Source organism: Streptomyces sp. SAI-170 (assembly GCF_049739565.1).
Taxonomy (GTDB): domain Bacteria; phylum Actinomycetota; class Actinomycetes; order Streptomycetales; family Streptomycetaceae; genus Streptomyces.
Window position 1 is genome coordinate 8383118 of the sequence record NZ_JBMGQD010000001.1, and the last position, 23234, is coordinate 8406351.

At 68.5% G+C, this 23234-nt stretch carries 17 protein-coding genes and 3 pseudogenes; 14 read left to right on the forward strand and 6 right to left on the reverse strand.

Features of this window, described 5'->3' with window-relative positions; translation table 11 throughout:
- Window positions 1–66 precede the first annotated feature (66 nt).
- From RKD23_RS37630 to RKD23_RS37640, 3 genes are all read right to left on the reverse strand, one after another.
- Entirely contained in the window at window positions 67–639 is a 573-nt protein-coding gene (locus RKD23_RS37630) for an antibiotic biosynthesis monooxygenase (protein WP_424857841.1), read from the reverse strand.
- A 235-nt stretch (window positions 640–874) separates the two neighbouring features.
- Window positions 875–1405: a GNAT family N-acetyltransferase gene (locus tag RKD23_RS37635; protein WP_424857842.1), complete on the reverse strand. Its 531-nt coding sequence runs from the start codon at window positions 1403–1405 to the stop codon at window positions 875–877.
- 97 nt (window positions 1406–1502) lie between these two features.
- Window positions 1503–4205, reverse strand: coding sequence for an ATP-binding protein (locus tag RKD23_RS37640; RefSeq protein ID WP_424857843.1), 2703 nt, complete (start codon window positions 4203–4205; stop codon window positions 1503–1505).
- A gap of 486 nt (window positions 4206–4691) precedes the next feature.
- Between RKD23_RS37640 and RKD23_RS37645 the strand changes: the two genes are divergently transcribed.
- The 10 genes and pseudogenes from RKD23_RS37645 to RKD23_RS37690 all read left to right on the forward strand — a co-directional run bounded on the left by RKD23_RS37645 (window position 4692) and on the right by RKD23_RS37690 (window position 17391).
- Entirely contained in the window at window positions 4692–6026 is a 1335-nt protein-coding gene (locus tag RKD23_RS37645) for a cytochrome P450 (protein WP_424857844.1), read from the forward strand.
- Between the two features lie 123 nt (window positions 6027–6149).
- The gene (locus RKD23_RS37650) at window positions 6150–7496 is read left to right on the forward strand and encodes a cytochrome P450 (RefSeq protein ID WP_424857845.1); all 1347 of its coding nucleotides are present in this window, start codon (window positions 6150–6152) and stop codon (window positions 7494–7496) included.
- 169 nt (window positions 7497–7665) lie between these two features.
- Window positions 7666–8085: a hypothetical protein gene (locus RKD23_RS37655; RefSeq protein ID WP_424857846.1), complete on the forward strand. Its 420-nt coding sequence runs from the start codon at window positions 7666–7668 to the stop codon at window positions 8083–8085.
- 199 nt (window positions 8086–8284) lie between these two features.
- The gene (locus tag RKD23_RS37660; protein ID WP_424857847.1) at window positions 8285–8764 is read left to right on the forward strand and encodes a hypothetical protein; all 480 of its coding nucleotides are present in this window, start codon (window positions 8285–8287) and stop codon (window positions 8762–8764) included.
- 616 nt (window positions 8765–9380) lie between these two features.
- Window positions 9381–9824, forward strand: a pseudogene (locus tag RKD23_RS37665) (restriction endonuclease); the annotation flags it as partial.
- Between the two features lie 382 nt (window positions 9825–10206).
- Window positions 10207–11502: a hypothetical protein gene (locus RKD23_RS37670; RefSeq protein WP_424857848.1), complete on the forward strand. Its 1296-nt coding sequence runs from the start codon at window positions 10207–10209 to the stop codon at window positions 11500–11502.
- 48 nt (window positions 11503–11550) lie between these two features.
- Window positions 11551–14916, forward strand: a complete 3366-nt coding sequence (locus RKD23_RS37675; RefSeq protein WP_424857849.1) for a protein kinase domain-containing protein — start codon at window positions 11551–11553, stop codon at window positions 14914–14916.
- Between the two features lie 30 nt (window positions 14917–14946).
- On the forward strand, window positions 14947–16146 hold the full coding sequence (locus RKD23_RS37680) for a hypothetical protein (RefSeq protein WP_424857850.1): 1200 nt from the start codon (window positions 14947–14949) through the stop codon (window positions 16144–16146).
- 203 nt (window positions 16147–16349) lie between these two features.
- Window positions 16350–16628, forward strand: coding sequence for a hypothetical protein (locus RKD23_RS37685; protein WP_424857851.1), 279 nt, complete (start codon window positions 16350–16352; stop codon window positions 16626–16628).
- Between the two features lie 157 nt (window positions 16629–16785).
- Window positions 16786–17391, forward strand: coding sequence for a dihydrofolate reductase family protein (locus RKD23_RS37690; RefSeq protein WP_424857852.1), 606 nt, complete (start codon window positions 16786–16788; stop codon window positions 17389–17391).
- A 217-nt stretch (window positions 17392–17608) separates the two neighbouring features.
- Here RKD23_RS37690 and RKD23_RS37695 read toward each other — a convergent pair.
- Window positions 17609–17911: pseudogene (locus tag RKD23_RS37695) on the reverse strand (hypothetical protein); the annotation flags it as partial.
- 563 nt (window positions 17912–18474) lie between these two features.
- Between RKD23_RS37695 and RKD23_RS37700 the strand changes: the two are divergent.
- From RKD23_RS37700 to RKD23_RS37715, 4 genes and pseudogenes are all read left to right on the forward strand, one after another.
- Entirely contained in the window at window positions 18475–19218 is a 744-nt protein-coding gene (locus RKD23_RS37700) for a methyltransferase domain-containing protein (RefSeq protein ID WP_424857853.1), read from the forward strand.
- A gap of 56 nt (window positions 19219–19274) precedes the next feature.
- Window positions 19275–19823, forward strand: a complete 549-nt coding sequence (locus tag RKD23_RS37705) for an SMI1/KNR4 family protein (RefSeq protein ID WP_424857854.1) — start codon at window positions 19275–19277, stop codon at window positions 19821–19823.
- Window positions 19824–19884: 61 nt separating this feature from the next.
- Complete coding sequence (locus RKD23_RS37710) at window positions 19885–20424, forward strand: GNAT family N-acetyltransferase (RefSeq protein WP_424857855.1); 540 nt, start codon at window positions 19885–19887, stop codon at window positions 20422–20424.
- A gap of 123 nt (window positions 20425–20547) precedes the next feature.
- Window positions 20548–20754 (forward strand): annotated as a pseudogene (locus tag RKD23_RS37715) (DUF5994 family protein); the annotation flags it as partial.
- A 331-nt stretch (window positions 20755–21085) separates the two neighbouring features.
- On the opposite strand, the gene RKD23_RS37720 reads toward RKD23_RS37715, so the two are convergent.
- Window positions 21086–22393, reverse strand: coding sequence for an acyltransferase domain-containing protein (locus tag RKD23_RS37720; RefSeq protein ID WP_424857856.1), 1308 nt, complete (start codon window positions 22391–22393; stop codon window positions 21086–21088).
- A gap of 419 nt (window positions 22394–22812) precedes the next feature.
- Window positions 22813–23025 (reverse strand): DUF5132 domain-containing protein, encoded by a 213-nt coding sequence (locus tag RKD23_RS37725; protein WP_424857857.1) that lies wholly within the window; start codon window positions 23023–23025, stop codon window positions 22813–22815.
- Window positions 23026–23234 lie beyond the last annotated feature (209 nt).

Below are 23234 nucleotides of genomic sequence, written 5' to 3' on the forward strand. Positions count from 1 at the left end.
CATGCCCCTACGAGAAGGCACTTGGCGCGAGTCGCCGACAGCTCCTGCGCGGGGGTGCTGTCAGCGCTATGAGGCCAGCCAGCGACGCAGCAGCCTGCTCACGGCAGGCATCGCCGCGTACGTCATGAGCACGTTGAAGACGCAGGCCACGACCGCGCTGCTGAGCAGCACGGGGAGCGCGGTCAGGTGGGGCATGAGGAAGAGGCTGCCCAGCACGGAGATCGGGTAGATGGCCAAGGTCGCACTGATCGCCATCTTCCACCGCGGGGGCGCCGGCCGGGTCGAGCCGGGCTTGGCGAACCAGGTCTCCATACCGGTCAGTTCCCGTCGGGCTACCTCGGTGTGGTGGTGCCCGTCGCAGTCGGCGAACCAGGCCGCCCGCTCGGGCGACTCCTGCCACGTCCGGCATGCCTCCGCGTCCCGGAAACGGTGCACGAGGAACCATGGCGCGTCCCCGCCGGAGGACCGGAAGAACCCGTACCCGAGGTGCCCGGGAAACGTGGCGGCACACTCGAGGATTCCCTTCGCCCACCGCTCGAAAGCGGCTTCGTGGCCCGGCTCCACTCGGCGGGCTATCAGCAGGGTCACCTCTCCCGCGTCGGCGGGGACGGTGGTGTGCTCAAGGCTGACGGCGGTCAACATCCACTCCTCGTGATCTCACCGCGCCCGCCATCACTGTACCCGTGCCGCGCGCCGGGACGCCGGGGGCAGATCGCTCCTTTGCTACGAGCCTGGCCCACGCCACCGTATGCCTGCTGCACCGCCTCCCGGGCGCCGCCAGGCCGCCGACCAGGTCGTGGAACCGTTGCGCCACTGTGCCACGTCACGGCTGCCTGCTGATGATCACGGCGTAGGCCAAGCACCGGACCGGGCATCAGGGCCTCAGCAGTCCGCCCACCCACCAGTCGTGCGGCTTGCCATCGTTGGCGATGCCGCGATTGCGCAGTGTCCCTTCGAGGGTGAAGCCGAGTTTCTCGGCGACGGCACGCGAGCCGGTGTTCCCGGCCATGGCCCACCACTCGATGCGGTGGACGTCGAGGGTGTCCCAGCCCCAGTCACACAGGGCCCGGGCGGCCTCCACCGAGTACCCACGTCCGCGCTGTTCCTTGACCGCCCAGTAACCCAGCTCCCAGACCCCGCGGCTGACGAGGGTCAGGCAGTACGAGCCGACCAGGGCCCCGGTGTCCTTGCGGAACGCGCCGAGGGTGTAGTCCCTGTCTTCGGCCCACTGAGCGGGCAGCTTCTCGTGGACGAGCTTCTCCGCGTCCGCACGCCGGTACGGCACCGGCACCGGCGTGTAGAACTGGATGTCCTCGTCCTGGCAGGCTTCGTACACCGCATCCACGTCGCCATGGGTGAAGGCCCGCAGCACCAGACGGTCGGTCTCAAGCGTCACTGGATCCATCGCGGCAGTATGACCACCATCAACAAGCGGCGACCATCGAATATCCCGAGCGAATACCGCATCACGACACCCCTGGGTGGTCAACGGCCGACGGAGCCTATTCAAGGCCAGATATCCACCGCGGATGGTCTCGTTCGGAGCCGAGAGGTACCGGTGTTGCGAGAATCGCCCGATTCAGTGCGACCCCGCGCAGGAATTGGTCCCGGTCCGCCGGGCTGGTCATCAGCTCCGCCTTGCGGAACACCTCGGTGCGGGCCCGTAGGGCGAGGGCACCGGCCTCCTCCGGACTGTCAGTCGCTCGGAGGGCGAGCGACGCGTGATACAGCACCTCTTCCGTGCGCAGCGCCGGCATGTCACCGACCCGGTCGAGGATGGCCACCGCCTCGCGCGCGAACCCGGCCGCCGCGGTGACGTCCGCCAGCCCCAGGTGGATACGGCTGCGCAGGATCAATGCCGCCACTCCGCTTCGTACCATTCCCGTCTGAGAGGTCTCCCGTACGGTGTCCTCGGCCAGCCGGTCCGCCACGGCCAGCTCAGCGGGATCGCTGCCCGCCAGATTCAGCACGACTTCGGCATACAGATTTCTGACGATGGGCACCAGATCCAGCAGCCAGGTCCTTCGGGTCTCCTGCCAGGCCGCCTCCACCATGGCCCTGCAGCGGTCACGCTCGCCCGGCTCGCTGCTGAGCAACAGAGCGAGCAGAGCCACATTGTTGGCGTGCCAGCCGCTCGCTCCACCGCGCGCCTCCTCGAACGCCAACGCCTCTTCGAGGGCGTCGCGGGCTTCCCTCTCGGATCCCATGGCCCGCTGTACCTGCGCCAGATAGTTGAGGCCGACGGGCAGCTCGGCGTGCGCGGGATCGGTTCTCAGCCGCTGCAGGCAGCCGGCCAGCCGGTCCCTGGCCGTGACGAGGTGGCCCGCGTCGAAGAGAGTGACGCCCAACTGCATCTCGGCGAGGTTGCGGACGTGGCCGACCACAGGGTCACCGCTGTTGTGGAGCCCCGCACGCTCGTACAACTCTTCCGCCTGGCGCAGTACTGTCAGCCCTGCTGCAAGGTCGCGCTTGGGCAGCTGGCTCCCGTACTCGGCCAGGGCCACGAACAACGCGGAGGGGTCGTTACAGTCCCGGGCCAGCCCCACGGCCTCCTCCAGCTTGTCGAGGGCGGGCTGCAGACCTTGCGTACGCAGCAGACACTTGCCGTGCAGTAACGCCGTGCGGGCGATCAAGGGCAGGTCGCCGCTGCGTCGGCCGGCCTCTTCGGCCTCGCGCGCCCAGGCTTCGAGATCCTCGCCATCGGCCGTACCTGAGCGGCTCCGCCAGCTGACCTCGGTCAGGGAGAGCAAGAGCTCGATCGCCCGTGCCAACCGGCCATCGCGTTCATCGGCCGTAGAAGGAAGCCTGCGGGCACTTTCCACCGCCTGCCGGCACATGGCCTCAGCCTCGGAGAACGAGAGCCCGCCGACGGCCAGCGCCCGCGCAAGTGCGAACTGTTCCCGCTCGGCGTCGTCCCACTGTCGTGCCAAGGAGTAGTGACGTGCGATGTCCAGTCGTACCGGCAGCGGAAGGGTGCCGGTTCCGCTTCCGTTCGTCGACTCCGCCAAGGCGTTGGCGATCAGGTGGTGCCGCTTTCTGGCCTGGGCGGGGCTCTGTTCAGCGCGCACGGCCATCTGCAGCAGAGTGTTCTCGAAACGGTAGTGGTCGGACAAGGCGTCCAAGGCCCAGTCGGGCGCCGGCACCGCGACGATCAGCCCGTGCCGTCGGCTCAGCTCGTGCAGCCGCCGTACGACCTCGTCCGTCGGCTGTCCGGCCACCCGTGCCACCACGCCGGTCTCGAACGTCTCGCCCTGGGTCGCGCCGATCACCAGCAGTTCCATCATGGCCGGGTCAAGGGCGGCCAGCCGACCGCGCACCAGTGGCCCTACCGTCTCGGGCAACGGACCCCTCAACACCCCGTCCGGACCGATCAGCCGCAGACACTGCGTGACGAAGACGGGGTGCCCCTTCGTCAATTCGATCAACTTGGCGGGGACGGCCGCGGCGACCCGGCCGGCGAAATGCAGCCTGACCAGGTCGGTGACGGCGTGCTCGGGCAAGCCATCGAGCCGGCGTCGGGTCAGCAACCCCTGGATCTCCCAGCGCGCGAGCGCGTCGGTGACGATGCCAGGCTCCGTCTCAGGATCGCTTCGGTGCCCGAGGACCAACCCGATGGCCGGCCCTCCGCGCTCCAGCAGCTCCACCAGATGCTCCAGGACCAGCAGGCTGCTGGGGTCGAGCCACTGGGCGTCATCGATGAAGACCGCCGTCGGCCCGCCGCGCGCCGCAGCGTCGGCCAGAGCCGTCGCCACGGTCCGGGCCACGCTCTGCCGATAGGGCATCAGACTGTCGCCCTGCGCCGACCCGGAGTCCAGAGCGGTTTGAGTGATCTGCGCGGCGGCCTTGAGCAGGGGGCCCAATGCAGGCACCAAAGACACCAGTTCCGGGACGGCTTGAACCGTGGAGCGCCCGAAGAGACGGAACACCGACCGGCGCGGCGGCTGCAACATCATCAGGACATCGATGATGGGACCGTACGCGTTGTCCGCGCCGATCCAGCTCAGGCATCTCACCTGGACGGTCCGGCAACCGGCCACATCCGCGCGCCCCTGAGTCCGCCGGACGGCCTCCTTCAGGAGAGCGGACTTGCCGATGCCCTGCTCACCTTGGATGACGAACACGCCGCCCTTGCCCTGAGCGACCTCGTACAGGAACCCCTCCAGCGCCTCGATGTGCTCGACTCGGTCGACGAATACAGACCCCACCGCAAGCCCCCCGCGTCCTGCCGTTCACTGCCAGTGCAACTACACCCCCGTACGGGTGACCACCCTAGCCACGGGGGCTTCGTCGGTGGGCCACTTCATCCGTAGACAGGCTGGTCCGTAGGCGTCGTCCGGCAGCAACTCGGGCGGGACGTAGACGCGGTCGATTCATGCATACCTGTTCGTATCGCCGCCGCCGATGCACGGCAGCACCGCAGTGCCGCAGTGCCGCCGCGAGGGGTGGTCCACGGCTTGTCTTCGATCGGTTCGGTACACCGGCAGGATCGACGTACAACTGTGAACTGCTGGGAAATCTGCGACAGTTGTGGCGCCACCCAGAGGCAGCGCAGGTGCACCGTAACTCGCCACTCCCGTCTCGCCTGCGGCGTGTGGGCGTTGAAGGGGCAGCCGGATGACCGGCAGACGTCTCCCTCTGGCTTCCGCACTGTGATGGACCCGTGCTACAAGGAGCAAGGAGCAAGACACGACATGGATGCCCACTCCGTACCTGTACCACCACCGGGGTGCCCCGCTCATGACTCAGGCGGCAGAGTGCCGCTGTACCGGCCCGAGTTCGCGGACGAACCGCAGGCGTACTACGACTTCCTACGCCACTACGGGCCGACGGCACCCGTGGAACTCGCGCCGGGCGTGGAGGCCACCCTCGTCACGGACTACACGGCCGCGCTGAATCTGCTGCGAGACCCCTCATTCCGCAAGGACGCCCGCCAGTGGCGGGACCTGAACAGCGGCAAGGTCCCCGAGGACAGCCCGGTCGTGCCACTGCTCGCGTACCGGCCGAACTGCATGTTCGCCGACGGCGCCGAGCACCAGCGGCTGCGGCAGGCGGTGACCGAGAGCATGGCCCGCATCGACTCCAGCCGACTGGCCCGGATCACGGAGCGGGTCTCCGCGTACCTCATAGGCCAGTTCAGCACACGCGGCTCAGCCGACCTGATGGCCGACTACGCCAGGCAGCTTCCGCTGTTCGTCTTCAACGAGCTGTTCGGCTGTCCTGCGGAGATCGGCGACCGCGTGCTGTTCGGTATCTCCGGCATGTTCGACGGAGTCAATGCCGCGGAGTCGGCCGAGGTGCTCTACGGGGCGGTCGGTGAGCTGGTGGCCCTCAAGCGCACCCGCCCCGGTGACGACGTCACCTCGTGGCTGATGCAGCACCAGGCCGAACTCACCGACGAGGAGATGGTCCATCAGCTCTCACTGCTCCTCGGGGCGGGCGCGGAGCCCCTGCGCAACCTGATCGGCAATACCCTGCACCGCATCCTTACGCACGATCGGGGTGCCTACCCGGACGTTCGCAATGCCATTGACGACACGCTGTGGCAGAACCCACCCATCGCGAACCTCGCTCCGCACTACCCGGTGGCCGACCGGATGTACGCCGGTCAGCACGTGGCAGCGGGCGAGCTGATGATGGTCAGTTTCGCGGCCGCCAACACGGCCACGGCGCGGACGAAGGGCCAGGCCGGCAACCGGGCCTCGCTGGCGTGGAGCGCCGGCCCCCACGCCTGCCCGTCGCAGAGACCCGCGACGCTCATCACCGTCACCGCCGTCGACAATCTGCTCGGCCAGCTCCCGGACATCGAACTCGCCGTGCCGGCAGCTCTGCTGACCTGGCGCCCCGGTCCGTTCCACCGCGCTCTGACCGCGCTCCCCGTCCGCTTCAGCGCGGTCCAGGCCGTGGGGCAGCCCACTGCACCGCCCCACCCCCAGCACACGACGACGCAGGCGGAGCCCGCCGCCGGGCAGCGCAGGTCGGGAAATGCAGGGAAATGGAGCCAGTTCCTGTCCTGGCTGAGGAAGTGACCACTCCCCGTGCGGTCTGCGCGACGGCCTGCACGTCGTAACCTGCGACCCGACGCACGACCGTCGCCCCGGACACCCGCCCCGGTCCCCCTGGACCGCGCCCCCAGGAGCAAGTAAGCAGTCATGGACGCCAACACCCCCGATGCGGTGCCCCCGCCCGGATGCCCCGCCCACGCCGCCGGGCGGATACCCCTGTACGGGCCGGATTTCGCGGCCGACCCGCACGCGTACTACAACTACGCGCGGCGATACGGCCCCACCGCGCCCGTCGAACTCGCCCCGGGCGTCGAAGCCACCCTCGTCACCGACTACGCGACAGCACTGCGCCTGCTCCAGGACAACGGCGCCTTTCGTAAGGACGCGCGCCGCTGGCGCGCCTTCAACGAGGGGCTGATCCCGCCGGACAGCCCCGTCGTCCCGCTGCTGGCGTACCGCCCCAACGCCATGTTCAGCGACGGCGCCGAGCACCTGCGCCTGCGCCAGGCCATCACCGACACCATGGCGCGCGTAGACACCCGCCGGCTGTCCCGCAGCACCGAACAGATCTCGGCATACCTGATCTCCCAGTTCGGCTCACGCGGCTCCGCCGACCTGATGGCCGACTACGCCAGGCAGCTTCCGCTGTTCGTGTTCAACGAACTCTTCGGCTGCCCCGCCGACATCGGCGACCGCATCCTGTTCGGCATCTCCGGAATGTTCGACGGCATCAACGCCGAAAGGGCCGCCGAGGTGCTGTTCGGCGCCGTCGGTGAACTCGTTGCTCTCAAACGCAGCCGCCCCGGCGACGACGTCACCTCATGGCTGATGCAGCACGAGGCCGACCTCGCCGACGAGGAGATGGTCTACCAGCTCTCACTGCTCCTTGGGGCGGGCGCCGATCCGCTGCGCAACCTGATCGGCAACACCCTGCACCGCATCCTCACCCACGATGAGTACGCCCACCAGGGCGGACTGATCGATGAGGCGATGGAGGACACCCTGTGGGAGAACCCCCCGGTGCCCAACCTCGCGCCGCACTACCCCGCCACGGACATGGAGTTCGCCGGGCAGAAGTTCCAGGCCGGCGACCTGATCATGGTCAGCTTCGCCGCGGCCAACAACAGCCCTGCACTGACCGCCGCACGGCAGTCCGGCAGCAACCGGTCACACTTGGCATGGAGCGCGGGCCCACATGCCTGCCCCTCGAAGGACCCTGCCCGGCAGATCACCGTTGCTGCCGTCGAGAACCTCCTCAACAGGCTCCCTGACATCGAACTCGCCGTTCCCGAGAACAGCCTGACGTGGCGCCCTGGCCCCTTCACTCGCGGCCTCACAGCGCTCCCGGCCCGCTTCACCCCACTCGCGCCCGTCGGCCGGGTGCACGCTCCGGGCCAGGCACCCGCAGGCGAGCGCACCGAGCAGCCCAGCGCCGTGCGCAAGTCCGAGGCCACAGGCCGGTGGAGCCAGTTCCTGAACTGGCTCATGAGGTGACGCGCGCAAGAAGCCGCCTGCACCCGCTGCCCGAGTAGCGGACCGAACCCGCCGGCGCGGCTGCGGGAAACGGACCGCGCGGCGCCGCCCCAGCGCAACCAATGTCACCGGACGCAAAGCTGCCCGCCCCCAAAGGCGGGCAGCTTCCTGCAGCATTCGGAGGTACACAATGATCCGCCAGGAAACAGCCTGGGTCCTCTTCGCCGCCGGCCTCCTCTTCATGGCAGCAATGATGCTCGGGGTATGGAGATGGCAGCAGTCGATATCGTCCCCGGACGGAACGGCACACCGCTACGTCGACGTCGCGCACAACGCCGGACTGATGTACTCCTTCGCGACGTCGGCCGTCGTCGCACCACTCGTCCAGTTCTCCGGCTGGCCGTCCGCGGTGAACATCACCGCCGCCGCAGCGATCATCGGCATGTTCACGGTGACGATCTCGAACTACGTGCGGCTTGGGATCCAGGCCCGCACCGACAATCAGATGCGCGATCTGAGGCCCGGCCGCGGTGCACGCAATGCACTGATCATCACTGAGATCGGCGGCACCGCTGTTCTTCTGGCCGGGTTCGCTTCGGCCCAGCTATAGGCAAAGGACACGCCCCGTCGAGAAGCGCCGGCCCGCTGCAGACCGGTATGGCTCAGCAATCGGCCACCACGGCGCCGGACTCGCTCCATGGTCTCTCCGTGATCCCTGCACGGTAGGGTCGTGGGCCTGATGAGGCACGCGCGTTCGCCCGGGGTGGCTGAGAGATGATGAGGTCTCTGATCGATGGGGGAGGGGCTCGGTGGGTTACGAGTTGCAAGCGGTGATCGCGGGAGACGAGCTGCTACGTGCCGCGTCACACGACGTTCCTGGCGCCCGAGTGGCGCCCCTCCGGCAGGGCCTGGCGCTGATGCCGATGACAGATGAGGTCTTCGACGCCTTCACGGACGGCAGCACTTCAGGCGTTCTGGGCTTTTGGCGGCTGCCAGGAGGCTTCGAGAGGGTGCTCACCCAGTGGTCCACTGCAGGGCCCGTCGCCTATGTCGAGGCCGAGTACTTCGGTGGCGTCGGCGAGCAACGGGCCGCCGTCTGGACTGACGGGGCGCTGGCAGTGGGGCCCCTGGATGTGCCGGCGAAGCAGTGGCTCTCGCGAGCAGTCAGCCCGATCTCGCAGGCTCTTCGCCAACTCGGCGCGAGGAGCAGCCTTGGCGAGGATGAGTTCGAGGCCGTGGGACTGGACCGTCATCGGAAGAACGACGACTGGATCGCTTCTGCCTCTTGAGCCCGCGCCAGGGGTCGGCGAAGGCCAACGCAGTGGGCTTTGAGTTGGGCAGATCGTCACCCCGCGTGTGGCGGGGGTGCCCCTCAGCCGCGTCATCGACGATCCGGCCGTGTGGTCGCCGATTCATCGAATCGCCGGGATCTTGGACAAGGGGCCTCCCGGGTTGCTCGCGGCGGACCATGGCATGGCTGCGACCGGCCGCCCGCCCATCAGCTCTGACGGCTGCGTGGACCGCATGGTGAAGGCAACGCCAGATCGCTGCGGATGCCCCCACCCCGAGGCGTGGTGGGCCGACTTACCGCGTACAGGAGTGAACCAGCCGCCGACCGCTTCCGCCGTCGGTGCAGTTTCGCTACGAAGACTCCGACTTCGGTGGCTCTTCGAATTCAGCTAAGTCCGATGGCTTTGTGCCATTCGTCGGCAACTCGCCTCCAGCACGGTGGCGTCGCCGAGGGCGCCTCCTGAACATTCTGGAACAGCTGTCGAGCGGCATCACGCAGGCCCAGCCGATGAGCCCCCGCGGACGCAAGGGGAGGGCTGCGACGTCCAGGCGCCCGTCGGCGCGGCGGCGTACCCGCCGGCCGGTCCGCCGACAGCGCGCGGATGACCGGCTGATCGGCAGCAGCAGGCGCGGTGGGAAGCGGCACGGGCGCAGGGGCGGCGGTATGCGCTGACTCAGCTGGACGCCCGGCACCACTCCCGGTTCGAACACGCGGTGGGAACCTGATGCGCAGTGACGGCTACCAGGACGCGGTCCGCGTCGGCGGTGGCGGGCATCTGGGTGCCGACGGAAAGGCCACCGACCCCTACGGACGGCGATGGGTGATCCAGTGCAAACACAGGCGCAAAGGCCTCGCCGGGTCTGCGGTCGGCACTCCTGACCTCCAGGTCCTCAACGGCACCGCCCGCCAAGTCCACGGCGCCGACGTCGCGGTCATGGTGACCAATGGACGGGTCACCGCGCCGTTTCCTTCGCCAGGCAGACCGCAACACCCTCGCAGTGTGGGCATCCGGCTCACGGCCTCTGTGGGAGCTGCTGCGCGCCGTCCCTCCACCCCGGAGTCAGCGATGTGCAACGTCGTCCGAGCCTTACTGGGCAGTCCCTTTCCCGCCTGTGCCCACACATCGTTCGGCAGGCCGGTCACGGCTGTTCGCCATCTCGAGGTCCGCAGCCGACCGCACATCGACCATCTCGGCCCGTCGCTCGCGCTTCGAAGAACTCGGCGATCCTGGCCGCGGCGGCGGCAAAGCGAGCCGCGCCGGCCAGGGTCAGGATCTCGGCCTCGGCGCCTCCGCACCGATCCCGCCCACGGGTACGCACGAGCATCTGACGACTCAGCACACCAGTATCTCCACCGACGACTTCCAGATGGTGCGCGCTCGGTGATGTCGGGCATGATGACGGTGCGCTGAACTCCCTTCCAGGGGCAGGAGGTTGACCGATGCACGGACAGGGCGGTGGCCGGTCCGCACGAGCTTCGGCGGTCGTCATCGGCGAGATCGACTGCGATGTTGCGACCGCATCGATGCTCGAAGAGGCAGGTATCACCGGGTCGGTGCGTGAGGCGTCGCGCTTCCTCGCCGTCTCTGTCCCCGTCACCGTACGGTCCGTGCACGCGAAGTCCGGACTCGACCTGGTGGTGTCCGCGCGGCTCCGTGCGCCTCGTGGCTGCCCGACTCCGGTGGCCTGTGCGCCGTCACCGTCTGTGGAGTACGTGGACACCCAGGCGACGACCGGCGCGAACGTCTCGGTCACCCCGGGCATCGGCACGATCGGTGGCGGCGTGAATCGGACCACGAGCCGTCAGGAACTGGTCAGCAACGTCGTCGGAATCGGGACGGACCACCTGGAGTGGACAATTCCTGGCAGGCGCAGTGCAGTTGTCGGCAGTCGGGAGTTCCGGTTCTTCGTCCGTCAGGACGAAGTCAGGTACGGCTGGTTGGAATTGACGGCAGAGGTGGGCGCCTCCCGCGGCTTCTTGCGGCGCACGTCCTCGGAGCCCGCAGAGCAGCGCGTGTGGGTACCGCTGGTCGCCGAGAGCTCCCCGCAAGCGGGTGCCACTCTTGTGCTTCTTGAGGGACAGCGTGAGGGGCGTGGTGGCGAGGCGGCGCAGTTCTACCTCGGGCGTCCGCTGGACCTGCCGCTCTTCATGACAGCGGACGGACCGGCCGTGGGAAGGCCGGATGACGGTGGCACCGTGGTCGGGGCCTTCCGCTGGTTCGACAGCGTCGACGGGCGGCCCGGCTTCCAATGGGTCCAGAAGTCTTCGGAGTGTGTCGTGTCGGTCGTGTCGGACGAAGACCAGGGGGTGCGTATCCGCCCTGGCACGACCGTGTTCGTTCCGGACGGAAGTGTCCTACGTTTCCCTGACACGCGCTCTCTGCGCGTTCGTTACGACGGCGAGCTGTCGGCGGGCGGTCCCACCCTCCAGGAGGTCCTCGATGTGTCGGTGGTCGTGGACGACGCCGTGGTGGCCACGCACCGTACCGAATCGAATTACGTGACGATCGGGCGCAGCCTCAAGGACATCAACATCAGTCGGCCCGACATCAGCCGCACGCACGGGGCCCTCGAACTCTCCGACGACGGCTGGTCGTACACCCACCTGAGTGGCGCCGGCAATGCCGTGCTGCTCCGCGGGGACGAGACTGTCGATGTGCGCCGAGACGCGGTCGTCCTTGTGCAGAGACACGACACCGTCGTGCTCAACGCTCACGTGTCCCTCTCCATCGGCTGAAGCGATCTCGTTTTCCCCCAGACCTGACAGCGCGGAGGAGACGAGGACATGAGTACGAATACGTCCGCGGAGCCGTCGACCGGGTGGAACACCGGTGATGTGATCGACGGGCTCTACCAGTTGACCCGCCTCGTAGGGCATGGAGGGATGGGTGTCGTCCACCGGGTGCGGCACCTGGGATGGGGCATCGACCTGGCGGTCAAGTCGCCGCTGCCGCAGCACGTGGCGCGCGCCACCGACGTGGAACGCTTCGTGGCCGAAGCGCAGACCTGGGTTTCCCTGGGGCTGCACCCGAATGTCTGCAGTTGCTACTACGTGCGCGTCCTCAACGGGGTCCCGCGGCTGTTCGCCGAGTACGTTCGCGGCGGCAGCCTGCACGAGTCCATCCACACCGGCGCCCTGTACGCCGGAGACCCCGAGACGGTCGTCACGCGCATCGTGCGGATCAGCTGCCAGATGGCGCGCGGACTCGAATTCGCCCACGACAGCGGCGTATTGCATCGTGATGTGAAACCGGCCAACGTGCTGCTCGACAGCGGCGTCGACGGGGTTGCGAAGATCACGGACTTCGGCCTCGCCCAGGCATTGAGCACGGCCCCAGGGGGTCCGTCCGTGGGCGGTCTGACTCCCGCGTACGCGTCGCCGGAGCAGCTGCAGGGCAGGCCGCTGGGCAGGGCGTCCGACGTCTACAGCTTCGCGGTGACCGTGCGGGAGATGTTCAGCGCGGCCGCGTCGGCGCAGTCCTCCACCACCGTCGGACCGCTGACCCGCGTGACGTACGACAGCCCTCCGCCCGCCGACGCCCCGACACGGCAGATGCCGGAATCCCTCGCTCTCCTGCTGGACCGCTGCCTCACGGAGGACCCGAGGTCCCGGCCCGACTCGATGGCGGAGATCGCGAGCGAACTGGAGGCGATCCATGCCCAGTTGGCCCCTGGGACTCCGCTCCTCGTACCGCCCACGCAGGCCGAACTGAGAGCGGCCGAGTACAACAACCGCGCCCTGTCCCTGCTCGACCTCGGGCAACAGGACCAGGCCGACTGCCAGTTGCGCAAGGCACTCGAAGCGGACCCCCAGCACCTCGACGCAACGTACAACGCAGGACTGTTGCGGTGGCGGCGCGGCGAGATCAGTGACGCCGCCATGCTCTCCGCCTTGCGCGTCGCCGGCCGCCATGCCGAAGACGCCTGGCACGCACATCTGTTGACGGCACAAGCGCATCTTGAGCGCGGCGCCGTGGACAGCGCGCGAGCGGTCCTGGAACTGGTCGAGCGTGACCATGCCGATGAACCGGAGACGCGCTCCGCGCGGCAGGCTCTGGACTCCCCGGACCTCGGTCACTTCTCCGCCGCCGGGACCACGTCCGTGCCCTGGTACCCGGACCAGGACCTCCCGCCCTTCGGCCAGGCCGGATTCACGCGGGACGGAACACGTGTGATCAGCGGAGACGCGAGCGGCGCGACCCGTCTGTGGGACGCGTCCACGGGGGAGTGTCTCCACAGCTGCCAGAACAGCGGGGTCTGGTCCGCCGACGTCAGCAGCATCGACGGCACATTCGGCCTCACGCTCGCCCGCGGTGAGTGCATCCGCCTGTGGAACTTCGCGACAGGGCGCTCGCTCCGTATGTACACCCCGGTCGGCAACGAGACCGTCCATGCCTTGCGCCTCTCCCCTGACCAGGCCACAGCGTATGCCGTGACGGGGGACGGCGAACTGCTCGGCTGGAATCTCCGACAGGGAACGACGGCGCCACGCGGCGGGCTGGTTCTGCGTGCGCCCTTGGACAAGCGCGCGGCCTTCTCGATGGCGGAGGTGAGCCCCGACGGGGCCATGCTCCTCGTCTACCACGGGGACACTGAAGGCCGCCTGCATCTCGTGTGCCCCGGCTCGGCGGATCTCTCCCGTGTGCTCACGGAATCGTGCGCGCGGGTGTCGGCCATGGCATGGACCGCGGACGGCGCGCGGGTGGTCGTCGCGAGTGACGACGCGATGGTGCGTGTCTGGAATGTGCGGACCGGCGAGTGCGAGCGTCGCATGACGACGCTCCCCGGCATCACGGCGCTCGCTCTCGACGAGCAGACCCGCTGGGCGTTGACAGGGAACGAGGACGGCACCGTCTGCCTGTGGGATCTCACCGAACTGCGCTGCCTTCGTACGCTGGACGGGCACACGGCGGGGGTGTGCGCGGTCTGGCTCTCCCCGGACGGCCGCCACGCGCGGTCGGTCGCCGCGGACAACACCGTTCGCTCATGGGAACTGTGCGCTCCGGTCGGGTACACGGCCCCCCTGCGCGTGAGCCGCCCCCGTCCAGCGGTCGACCTGACCCACTTCGGCGACCGGGCGCGCGAGCTGACGGCCCGGGCCGAGGCGGCCATCGACGCCACCCACTACCGCACCGCCCACCAACTCCTCGGCGAGGCACGCGCGTTACCGGGCTACGAGCGTGACGTGCGGCTCCTCCGTGCCTGGCGCGAACTCGCGGATCGGTTCCCCCGAACCGGACTGCGTACGGCGTGGATCAGACGGACGATGTCCGTCCCCGGCACCTCACTGCGCAGGGTGGGGACGAGTCTCTCCGACGACGGTCGATACGCGACGTGCGGGACTTTCTTCGGGGCGAGCGTGTGGGATCTGCACAGCGGTGCGCCACTGTTCGACCTCGACGACGGGGCGCTGGCGACGAGGTTCGACGCCGAAGGCCGCAGGGTCGCCGGAGTGATGTCCTCGGGAACCATGCGTGTCTGGTCGACATCAGAGGGGGCGGAGGTCGCTTCGCTCGTCCCGGACGACCCGTACATCCTCACGTCCGCAGCCATCTCAGCCGACCTCAGCCGGGTGGTCGCGGCCGACACCGCCCACGTGCTCCATCTCTGGGACCTGGCCGGTGGACGGCGCCTGCGCACGCTCACCGGACATACCTCGCGCGTCAACGCCGTCTGGATCAGCGCGGACCGGCGCACCGCGGTCTCTGGGGCGGACGACTCCCTGCGGCTGTGGGACCTGGCCGACGGCACCTGCCTGCTCGACATCCCGGTCGAAGACGCCTACGCCCCGCGCGACGTACGCGTGTCGGACGACGGCCGGCTCATCGTCGCGTGCGGGGACGAAGCGCCGTACCTGCGCATGTGGACCGGCACCGGAGAGCGCGTGCACGCGTTCGCCGAGCAGTCGGACCGGCTGGTGTGCCTGGCGCTGAGCCAGGACAGCCGGTTCGTCTTCGCGGGCGATCTGGCGGGCACCGTGACGGTCTGGTCCGTCCGAACCGGTGTCGTGGTGCACACCCTTGAGACAGGGCAGAGCGGGGTGCTCGACCTGCAGGTGACGCCGGACGGGCGGTACCTGCTCGTCGGCGGGCTCGACGGCACGGCGAGCCTGTGGGAACTGGACTGGGACTTCAGCGTGCCGCACTCCTGAATCCGACCATGAAGAACCTGGGGGAACCTCATGCGCAACGAACTCAAGGTCGCCGACGCCATCCGCGCGGAGCTCGGCACCGAGACGGTGGACAGACTGCGGAACAACCTGGTGCCCGTGGACTGCCTGACCTGCGGCGAAGAGATCACCGACGCGGATGTGCTCAACCTCGCGATCGACGACGTGAACGTCGGACTCTTCGCCACCCTCCACCATCAGGAATGCCGCCCGTCGGCGTGGGTGCACCACACGCCTGAGCAGGCCCAGAACCTCAAGGTCAACCTGACGTGGCGGGCGTGCGTGGTGGACTGGCAAGGGGGGACGCCCGTGCTGCTCGTGAACCCGTCGTGCGAGGCAGCGGTGCTGATCCGGACGAACGCGTTGGCGAACATGTTCGGCAAGGCCTGGAGCATCGGAACGTTGAACAGGTGCGCGAGTGTCGGATTCGTCCCGCCCGGGCAGGCCTCGTCGGCCCGCAGCGTGGAAGGGCTCAAGGCGCGTCTCGAACCGACGCGGCTGACCGTGCTGGCGGAGAGCGGACCCCTGGAAGGCACTTCGTGGCATGCGGAGATCTCCGCGGCCGGATTCTCCAAAGTACAGACAGCAGGGAAGGTCCTGGTCGGGGTGACCACGGCGATCGACCCGAAGGACGACGCCGCCACCGAAGCACGCATCAAGGAACTCTCGCGCAATGATGAGGTGTTGTTCTCACTGGTCCCGGTCGAACGTCCTGAGCCCAAGCTCGACCCGGAGGCCCTGATGGCAGTCATGGAACTGGTCCGAAGGGGCATGGGTTCCGTGCCCAGCGAGGAGCACATCGCCACGACGTTGATGCTCTACCAGCTCGGCGCCATCCCCCGGGCCCTGCCTCGTCCGACGGGGCGCGACCTGCTGGTGGTGGTGTCGATGGTGGCCGGGCTGTGCTGGGGAAGCGGGCCCGTGCACGTGATGACCCATGACGACGGCACGGCTCGGAGCATCATGGACAACTGCCGCACTGTCTTCGGCCACGGCGGGTTCGCCGTCAGCCGCGTCGGCGAGCCGAGTTTCACGTCGGAACGACGCATCACCATCGGCACCTACCAGGAGATCGCCGCGGCACGAGCGCGCTTCGACAGCGGCCCCCGCCCGTCCGCCGGCCTCCTGCCGATCGCCCTGGCGGTCGACCCTGTGCCCGACAGCGAGCGCGATGCCGTCCGCAGTCGCTACAGGCGGCTCATCGAACTGTGAAGCCGGGGCGTCCGCCACGGTATCCGTCTGCGGCCGGGAGTCACGTGGAGGAGTCGGGGTTTGGGACCCAGGACGAGGCGACCGAGTACGCCGCGAGCGGAAGGCCGGGCAGCGGGATCCGGGGCCGGTCGTGGTGGTGCGTCTGGAGTCGCTGCTGAACGTCCGTCTGCTGCCGTTGCTGGGCAGGCGGCTTCATCCGGAAGATGGAACGCAACGGGGTGGGCCCGGCGGTGCCGGCGATCGCCTTCGACAGGCTGAAGTCGATCCTGCTGGACGCGCACCGGCTGGGGCTGTTCGACGACAACCCGGTGGCCGGGGTGAAGCCGCCGCAGTACGACCCCCAGCGGGTCGTGGTCCCCTCACCCGGGCAGTTGCGTGAGATACGCACTGCTGGCGACGACAGCTTCCTGCTGGTCGCCGATCTGATGAGCGGCTGCTGCACGCGCACCGGTGAGGCGTTCACTACCGGACTACGTGCGTAGTGCAATCATGTAGGCCTCCGGCTCTCCGAAGCAGTGCCGCTCCACCGACCTGATCGGCTGCAGCGTCATGGGCTTTCTGGCTACCCCACAGCGTGGCCGATGAGTTTGTGGCTCCCGGCCGGTCCAAACTCGTGACACCCCAGGAAAGGACACAGCCATGTCGGAGCTTCTCGTCGACTTCATCACCTCCCTCGACGGCTACGCATCGGGAGAGGGGTGGCCCGGGTTCTGGGGCCTCGAGGGCCCGGAGTACCTCGCATGGCTCGGCGAGCAGCCCGAGGCCACCTACCTGATGGGAGCGAACACCTACCGCCTGATGTCGGGCTTCGCCGCAGGCGAGGTCCCGAATGGCCAGGAGGAGTTCAGGCCCGAAGAAGAGGCGTCCGTCGACGAGCTCACGCAAGCGTCCAAGGTGGTGTTCTCCTCCTCACTCGAGGAGCCACTGACGTGGGCCAACTGCACGCTCGTCCGCGACGACGCCGTCGAGGCGGTCCGCGCAATGAAGTCGAGTGGCTCGGGGCTCCTCAGCACGATCGGCAGCCTCAGCCTGTGCCGCTCCCTGCTGCGAGCCGGACTCGTCGACCGCTTCCGGGTCGTGATGTTCCCGGTGATCACCGGGGCCACGGGCGAAGAACGCATCTACGACGGCTATCCGGACGTTGCCCTCGAGATGATCGACCACCGCACGTTCGACGGCCGCATCCAGCTGGTCGAGTACAAGCCCCGCGTGCTCGAGCACCCTCCGCTCGGCGTCCCTGCGTGACGTCCCCCCCCGCCCACCGGTCTGGACGGCCGCCAGGCCGGCGCCGACGGGCCCGGAGCCGTCCGGAACTGCCCGCACCGCGATCAGCCGACCATCGTCGCCCTGCCGGCCACTCCGGAAGCGGCCCGTCCCACCATCGCCAGCAGAGTTCCCGAGAACACCTCCCTGTGGCGGACGCCGTGAGCACCGCGGGCAACGCCTGGTGCTCTCCGCGCGAGCGGGGCTGCCAGAGGAGCAGCACCCAGCCCAGCGCCGCCTGCAGCGAGGCACGGCCGGCGATCTTCGGACGGCGGACGGCCCAGATCGACAGCAGCCAGGCCGCGATCGGGATCGGACCCCTCCACGACCACCAGCTGATCGTGTTGATCAGAAGGAAGCCTCCCCCAACGGCGACCGCGATCTGCGCGGGCGTGGACGGGCCGAGCGGGATCTTCCAGTCCGCGACCTTCCCAGCACCCAGGGATTGCGACGGACGGCGGTGTAGAAGCACCCCCCGGCCCGCCGCCACTGCGGCGCTCACAGCCAGCCTCCGACGCCAGTCGAGTGCTCTCGGACGACGGGGTCACAACCGTGCACGATGCCGGGGACAGCGGGCGCTCCCTTGGCAGGGTTCTTGACCTCGTCCGAACATGGCCGGCGTCCCGGGCCTCCAGCCGCGTACGTCAGGTCGGACGACACGGGCCGGGTGTGCCCCGGTGCTGGGCGGACTGCGAGACGGAGAGGCGCTCAACTCGCTCAGCGACGTCGCCGCGTGCGCGGGCGGCGCGGAGACCAGGCCGGCCAACGCGACGAGCGACGCCATGAACGCCGTGACCAGCGAACGAGTGCGGCGGCCGCGCGGCCCGTCGGGTGCGAGATCGTTTCTCATGACTGCAGGATGCGAAGCCCAACGAACCTATCAGCGGGGGGAGTGGTCGGGCTCGACGCTCCCGGTCGCAGTCGGCGAAGTGCGCTATGGCTGTGTCGTCCTCCCCGTGCCCTCGCGACCGTGGGCTCCAGGCGGGCGGCGCGCGGGAGGCCGAAGTTGTTGTCGTTGGCTGACAAGCGCCCATGGGGCCACAGCCGCTGTGCATACTGACCGCTGTGGCCACCTATGACGCACTCGGCGTGTCGTACGCCCGGACGCGACGTCCTGATCCGCGGATCGCCGCCCAGATCGACGCTGCGGTGGGGGATGCGAGAGATGTGGTCAACGTCGGAGCGGGCACGGGTTCGTACGAACCGGTGCGGACGGTCCTCGCCGTCGAACCCAGCCGGGTCATGATCAGGCAGCGCCCGGCGGGAGCGGCTCCCGCGGTGCAGGCCGTCGCCGAGCACCTGCCGCTGGGTGACAACGCCGCCGACGCCGTCATGGCGTTGCTGACCGTGCATCACTGGACCGACCTGACGGCCGGCATCAGGGAACTGCGCAGGGTGGCCCGCCGCCGCGTTGTCATCCTGACGTGGGACCAGCGCGTCTTCCGTGAGCGGTTCTGGCTCGTACGGGACTATCTCGCGCACGCGGCCGCGTTCGACGACAGCCGGGCCGTCCCCATAGACCAGCTGATCGACCTGCTCGGCGGGGGACGCACGGAACCGGTCCACGTCCCCTACGACTGCGTCGACGGCTTCGGCGCCGCGTACTGGCGTCGCCCGCACGCCTACCTCGACCCTCAGGTCCGTGCGGGGATCTCGATGCTCGCCCAGACCGGGGACGACGCGCTCGCGCCGGGGCTGGCCCGGCTCGCGGACGACCTGGCGGCCGGCCGCTGGCACACGCGCTACGCCGACCTTCTCACGCTCGACTCCATCGATGTCGGTTATCGGCTCGTTGTGGCCGATCACTGACGTTTCAAGGGCGAGGAGTCGTCGAGTGGCGGCTTCCTCGCTGTTACGGTCGCTGGATGGCGAACTGGGACGAGGACGGCGTCCGCGCGCGGATTCGGGAGATGGCCGCACGGGATCCGGAGCGGGAGCGTTTCGGGGCGCGCACGCATCGGTACGCGCTGGCGCCGCGGCTGCCGGAGACGGAGATCCGGGCGTTCGAGGAATCCCACGCCATCGCTCTACCGGCGGAGTACCGGTCCTTCGTCGCGGAGGTGGGCAACGGCCCGGCCGGGCCCGGGCACGGCATGATGCCATTGACGGTCCCCCGCCCCGAGGCCGACGAGGAGTGGGCCGTGGACGACGAGTGGGAGGAGGACCGGCAGTCCGGCCGCCTCGCCGGGCCGTTCCCACTCACCGAACCCCTGCCCGGCCCGATCGGGGCACCCGCCGGTCTGACCCGGGGCACGCTCATGCTGTCCGAAGAGGGCTGCGGCGTCTACACCCGGCTCATCCTGAACGGCCCCCACACAGGAGAGATCTGGCAGATCGATCCGGACTGGGGCGGCTTCGTACCGGTGAGCCCCGGCTTCCGATCCTGGTACACCGATTGGATGACGAGCCCATGAACGCGCGTCAGGCCGGAGAACAAACCAGCGGGGCACCCCGTCGACCATCCAGAATGCTGGGATGGTCACCCTTGAGACTCCCCGTTTGATCCTGCGTCGCTGGCGCGAGGAAGACGTTGCGCCCATGGCTGCCGTCCACGCCGACCCCGAGGTCATGCGGTGGATCCGTGACGGCAGCGTGCGTGACGAACAGCAGACCCGCGACGGGATCCAGGCATGGGAGAGCGAGTGGGAGTCGCGGGGCTTCGGCCTGTTCGCCGTGGAGCTGCGATCGACTGGCGAGCTGGCCGGGTTCACCGGCCTTTCGGTGCCCTACTTCCTGCCGGAGATAATGCCGGCGGTTGAGGTCGGGTGGCGGCTGGGACGTTCCCACTGGGGGCAGGGGTTGGCCACCGAGGCCGCTGAGGCCGCTGTCCGGTTCGGATTCGAAGAGCGAGGGCTGGAACGGATCGTCAGCATCGCTCAGGTGGGCAACGACGCCTCCGAACGGATCATGACCAAACTGGGGATGCGTCCGGTTCGTGAGACCGTCAATCCCACCTGCGGTCGGCGAGTGCGTGTGTTCGAGCTGTCGTCGGACGAGTACGTCACCTGTCGGTGAGTCAGGGCCGCGAGACGTTGAGCGGCAGGTCTCGGTGGCAGACGGCCACAGCCGGCCGGGGCCGTTGCAGTCGTCGACGATCTTCACGTGATGTTCCGCTGCTTCGGCGAACGCCGTGCACATTCGCGCGTCGGCCTGGACGCCGGGGCCTGGGACGCGCTGGGGACGCGGCTGCTCGTCGACGACCGCGTCGTCCATATCGACTCCTTCCCGGTCGGCGACGACACCGTCCTCGTCACCAGGGGCGATCAGGTCTACTTCCCCCTCCTCGTCATCCCGCCGCACGCGACGCCCGAGGCGGCACGCGCCGCGATGGCCGAAGCCGTCCGCGGACGTCGAGGCCGTGGGCAAGCTTGACGACCTGGCCGCGGCCAAGGGCATCCCCGTCTTGGCGCGGACCGCTCGCGCGGCCGTACCTACGTCACTACGGCCGGCGCGTACGTCCTCGGCTCGGTCCTCGGCGTCCTGGGCGAGGTAGCGGGAAGACTCGTCATCGAGGGCGTCGATGAGCCGGTGCAGCAGCGGCCCGCACACCAGCCGCCGTGCCCGGGGCCGTTCGGGCAGCCGGATGTCGAATGGCAGTCGGGCCTCTTCTTTGAATTCGCGCAGGTCGTAGTCACACCGGAGGCTGTCCTGCGTGTCGTCCCGTTGTGGCACCGTCTCACCGGCGGCGGAAACAGAGATCCCAGTCCGGCTCGGCGCCGACGACCAGCAGGGCGGCTTGAGCAGCCATGATTTCGCTCAATCCGTCGGTGTCCCGGTGACATGCGGCCAGTACGGCCGCGCGCATATGCGGCCGCTGGGCCGCTGCAATCCGCCGAAGATAGGTGCCCTGGTCGGGGTGGGGGCCGACCTGGAGCAGGATGTCCGCCCCCGCGGTGAGGGCCGCCTGAACAGCGTGGGAAAACTTCACAGGGTGCCGGATGTTGCCCCACCAGTACGCGGCGGTGAGAGCGCGGCCGTCCTGGCGTGCACCGGTGAACGAGGAGTAGAACGGAATCCGTGTCCGCCTCGGTGCCAGATCGTCGCCCACCGCGTCCATGAAGCGTCCGCGCAGTGGTTCCATGGCGGAGCTGTGAAATGCCGAATTGAGGGCGAGATCGCGATGAGCGACGCCTCGGCGTGCCAGACTCCTGCCCAATTCGTCCAAAGCAGCCGCGTCTCCAGCGACGGTGACGTGCTGGGGACTGTTGACCGCAGCCAGTTCAAGTCTTCCGAGGTACGCCTGGAGTACTTGCTCGGCATCCGTTTCCCCCAGCCCTACCGCCATCATCTTTCCGCTGCCTGCGGTTTGTGCCAGGAGGCGACTGGCAGCTGTCACGAGCAGTGCGGACTGAGCAGTGGTCAGCGCGCCCGCGGTGTGCGCGGCGGCCGCTTCGCCGAGGCTGCGCCCGAGCACTATTGCCGGGTGGAAGCCCCGGCCTCGTAACACCGCTACCAGGCCCACCTGAAAGGCGAAGGTCAGGGGCTGAGTGATCAGCGCGGTGTCGAGTTGCCACTCTTCCGGTGGCAAGGTGAGGTAGTCGCAGACCGACCAGCCCTGCCTGGGGGCCAGTTCGGCGTCCACCTCTTCGACAGCGGCCCGGAAGGCCTCCTCCCTGCGGAACAGGTCAGCGCCCATGCCGGCCCACTGGTTGCCGTCACCGTTGAAGATCAGGGCGATGTTCCCGTTGGACACCGCCGAGCCCCGGACTGCGCAAGAGGTGCCGCAGGCGCAGCCAACGCCGGGGGGTGCGGCAGTGGTGCGCCGCACCCCCGCATGCGCATCGTCGGTGACGAGCTTTGTCAGCTGCCACACCGCATCGTCGGCCGAGCAAGCGATCGCCACGACTCGGTGCGGGTGAGGCGTGCGGCGTACACAAGAGGCATAAGCGAATTCGTGGAAGTCGTCAGGAGGGGTGGTGCTCAATTGCGCGACCGTCCGCCAGATTTCCTCCGTCAGATCCCCGGCGGTCCTTCCCGTGACCATGAGCGGTACGGGAGCTACGGCAGTAGCGGGCTCCTGCCGCCCCGCACACCCCGTTTCGCTTTTCCGCTCCCGCAGGGACGCCGTATCGCTCATGCAGCTGCTCTCTGTTCTTCGTGCTTGATCAGCTCAAACACCGGGCGGCAGGTCCAGCTTCTCCAGATAAACGGGAATCTTCGTAACGAGCTTGGGCGGGACTGCTGTGCTCTGGACCGTGCCTCGCCTGTGATCGTGAATAATGAGTCGGCACTCCCCGTCGTCGAGAACCAGCTCCGCGGAGTAGAGTCTTTGAGCTGCCGGCCCGGCTTTTTCCGAGGTGCTTCGCTCGCTCGCGCTCTCTGGCGAGGCCCTTTCCTCTTGCGTGAGGCACCCGATGTCCTGAACGCGGCGCGCAGAAAACACACATCCACCTTTCCTGAGACTCAGCCCTTGGCTGCCTGGGGTACACCATTCGCTACCGTGGACTGCTTGGTTTTCTGCTTTTTGATCTCAGTCGCGAACATCTCTGCGGATGCTTCAGCCGCCAGATCCTGCAGCTCCTCACCAGCCTGGTGAGCAGCGTGCCGCACCTCTGCGACGATTCCGATCGAGGTCTTTACGATTCCTCGCATTACTGGCTTCGCCAGCTTCTTCATTACCGAAGCGGCGAGGAGGCCGGCAAGGAAAGGTGGAACGATAGGTGGCATGACTACCCTCTCTGTGACGCTCAATTCCACACGTGCGACCGACGCGAATACTTCGCGCCTGCAATCATCTCCAGTGGAGACAATAACGGCTCCCCGCAGACCCCTTCGCGAGTGGCGCGCGGATTTCACTCGTCCGTGCAGTCCGACGGTCGGTGAGC

Coding starts and splice junctions, on each gene's coding strand:
- RKD23_RS37635 (WP_424857842.1), bottom strand. CDS start 1,405: ATGGATCCAGTGACGCTTGAGACCGACCGTCTGGTGCTGCGGGCCTTC.
- RKD23_RS37645 (WP_424857844.1), top strand. CDS start 4,692: ATGGATGCCCACTCCGTACCTGTACCACCACCGGGGTGCCCCGCTCAT.
- RKD23_RS37650 (WP_424857845.1), top strand. CDS start 6,150: ATGGACGCCAACACCCCCGATGCGGTGCCCCCGCCCGGATGCCCCGCC.
- RKD23_RS37655 (WP_424857846.1), top strand. CDS start 7,666: ATGATCCGCCAGGAAACAGCCTGGGTCCTCTTCGCCGCCGGCCTCCTC.
- RKD23_RS37670 (WP_424857848.1), top strand. CDS start 10,207: ATGCACGGACAGGGCGGTGGCCGGTCCGCACGAGCTTCGGCGGTCGTC.
- RKD23_RS37675 (WP_424857849.1), top strand. CDS start 11,551: ATGAGTACGAATACGTCCGCGGAGCCGTCGACCGGGTGGAACACCGGT.
- RKD23_RS37680 (WP_424857850.1), top strand. CDS start 14,947: ATGCGCAACGAACTCAAGGTCGCCGACGCCATCCGCGCGGAGCTCGGC.
- RKD23_RS37685 (WP_424857851.1), top strand. CDS start 16,350: ATGGAACGCAACGGGGTGGGCCCGGCGGTGCCGGCGATCGCCTTCGAC.
- RKD23_RS37690 (WP_424857852.1), top strand. CDS start 16,786: ATGTCGGAGCTTCTCGTCGACTTCATCACCTCCCTCGACGGCTACGCA.
- RKD23_RS37705 (WP_424857854.1), top strand. CDS start 19,275: ATGGCGAACTGGGACGAGGACGGCGTCCGCGCGCGGATTCGGGAGATG.
- RKD23_RS37710 (WP_424857855.1), top strand. CDS start 19,885: ATGGTCACCCTTGAGACTCCCCGTTTGATCCTGCGTCGCTGGCGCGAG.
- RKD23_RS37720 (WP_424857856.1), bottom strand. CDS start 22,393: ATGGTCACGGGAAGGACCGCCGGGGATCTGACGGAGGAAATCTGGCGG.
- RKD23_RS37725 (WP_424857857.1), bottom strand. CDS start 23,025: ATGAAGAAGCTGGCGAAGCCAGTAATGCGAGGAATCGTAAAGACCTCG.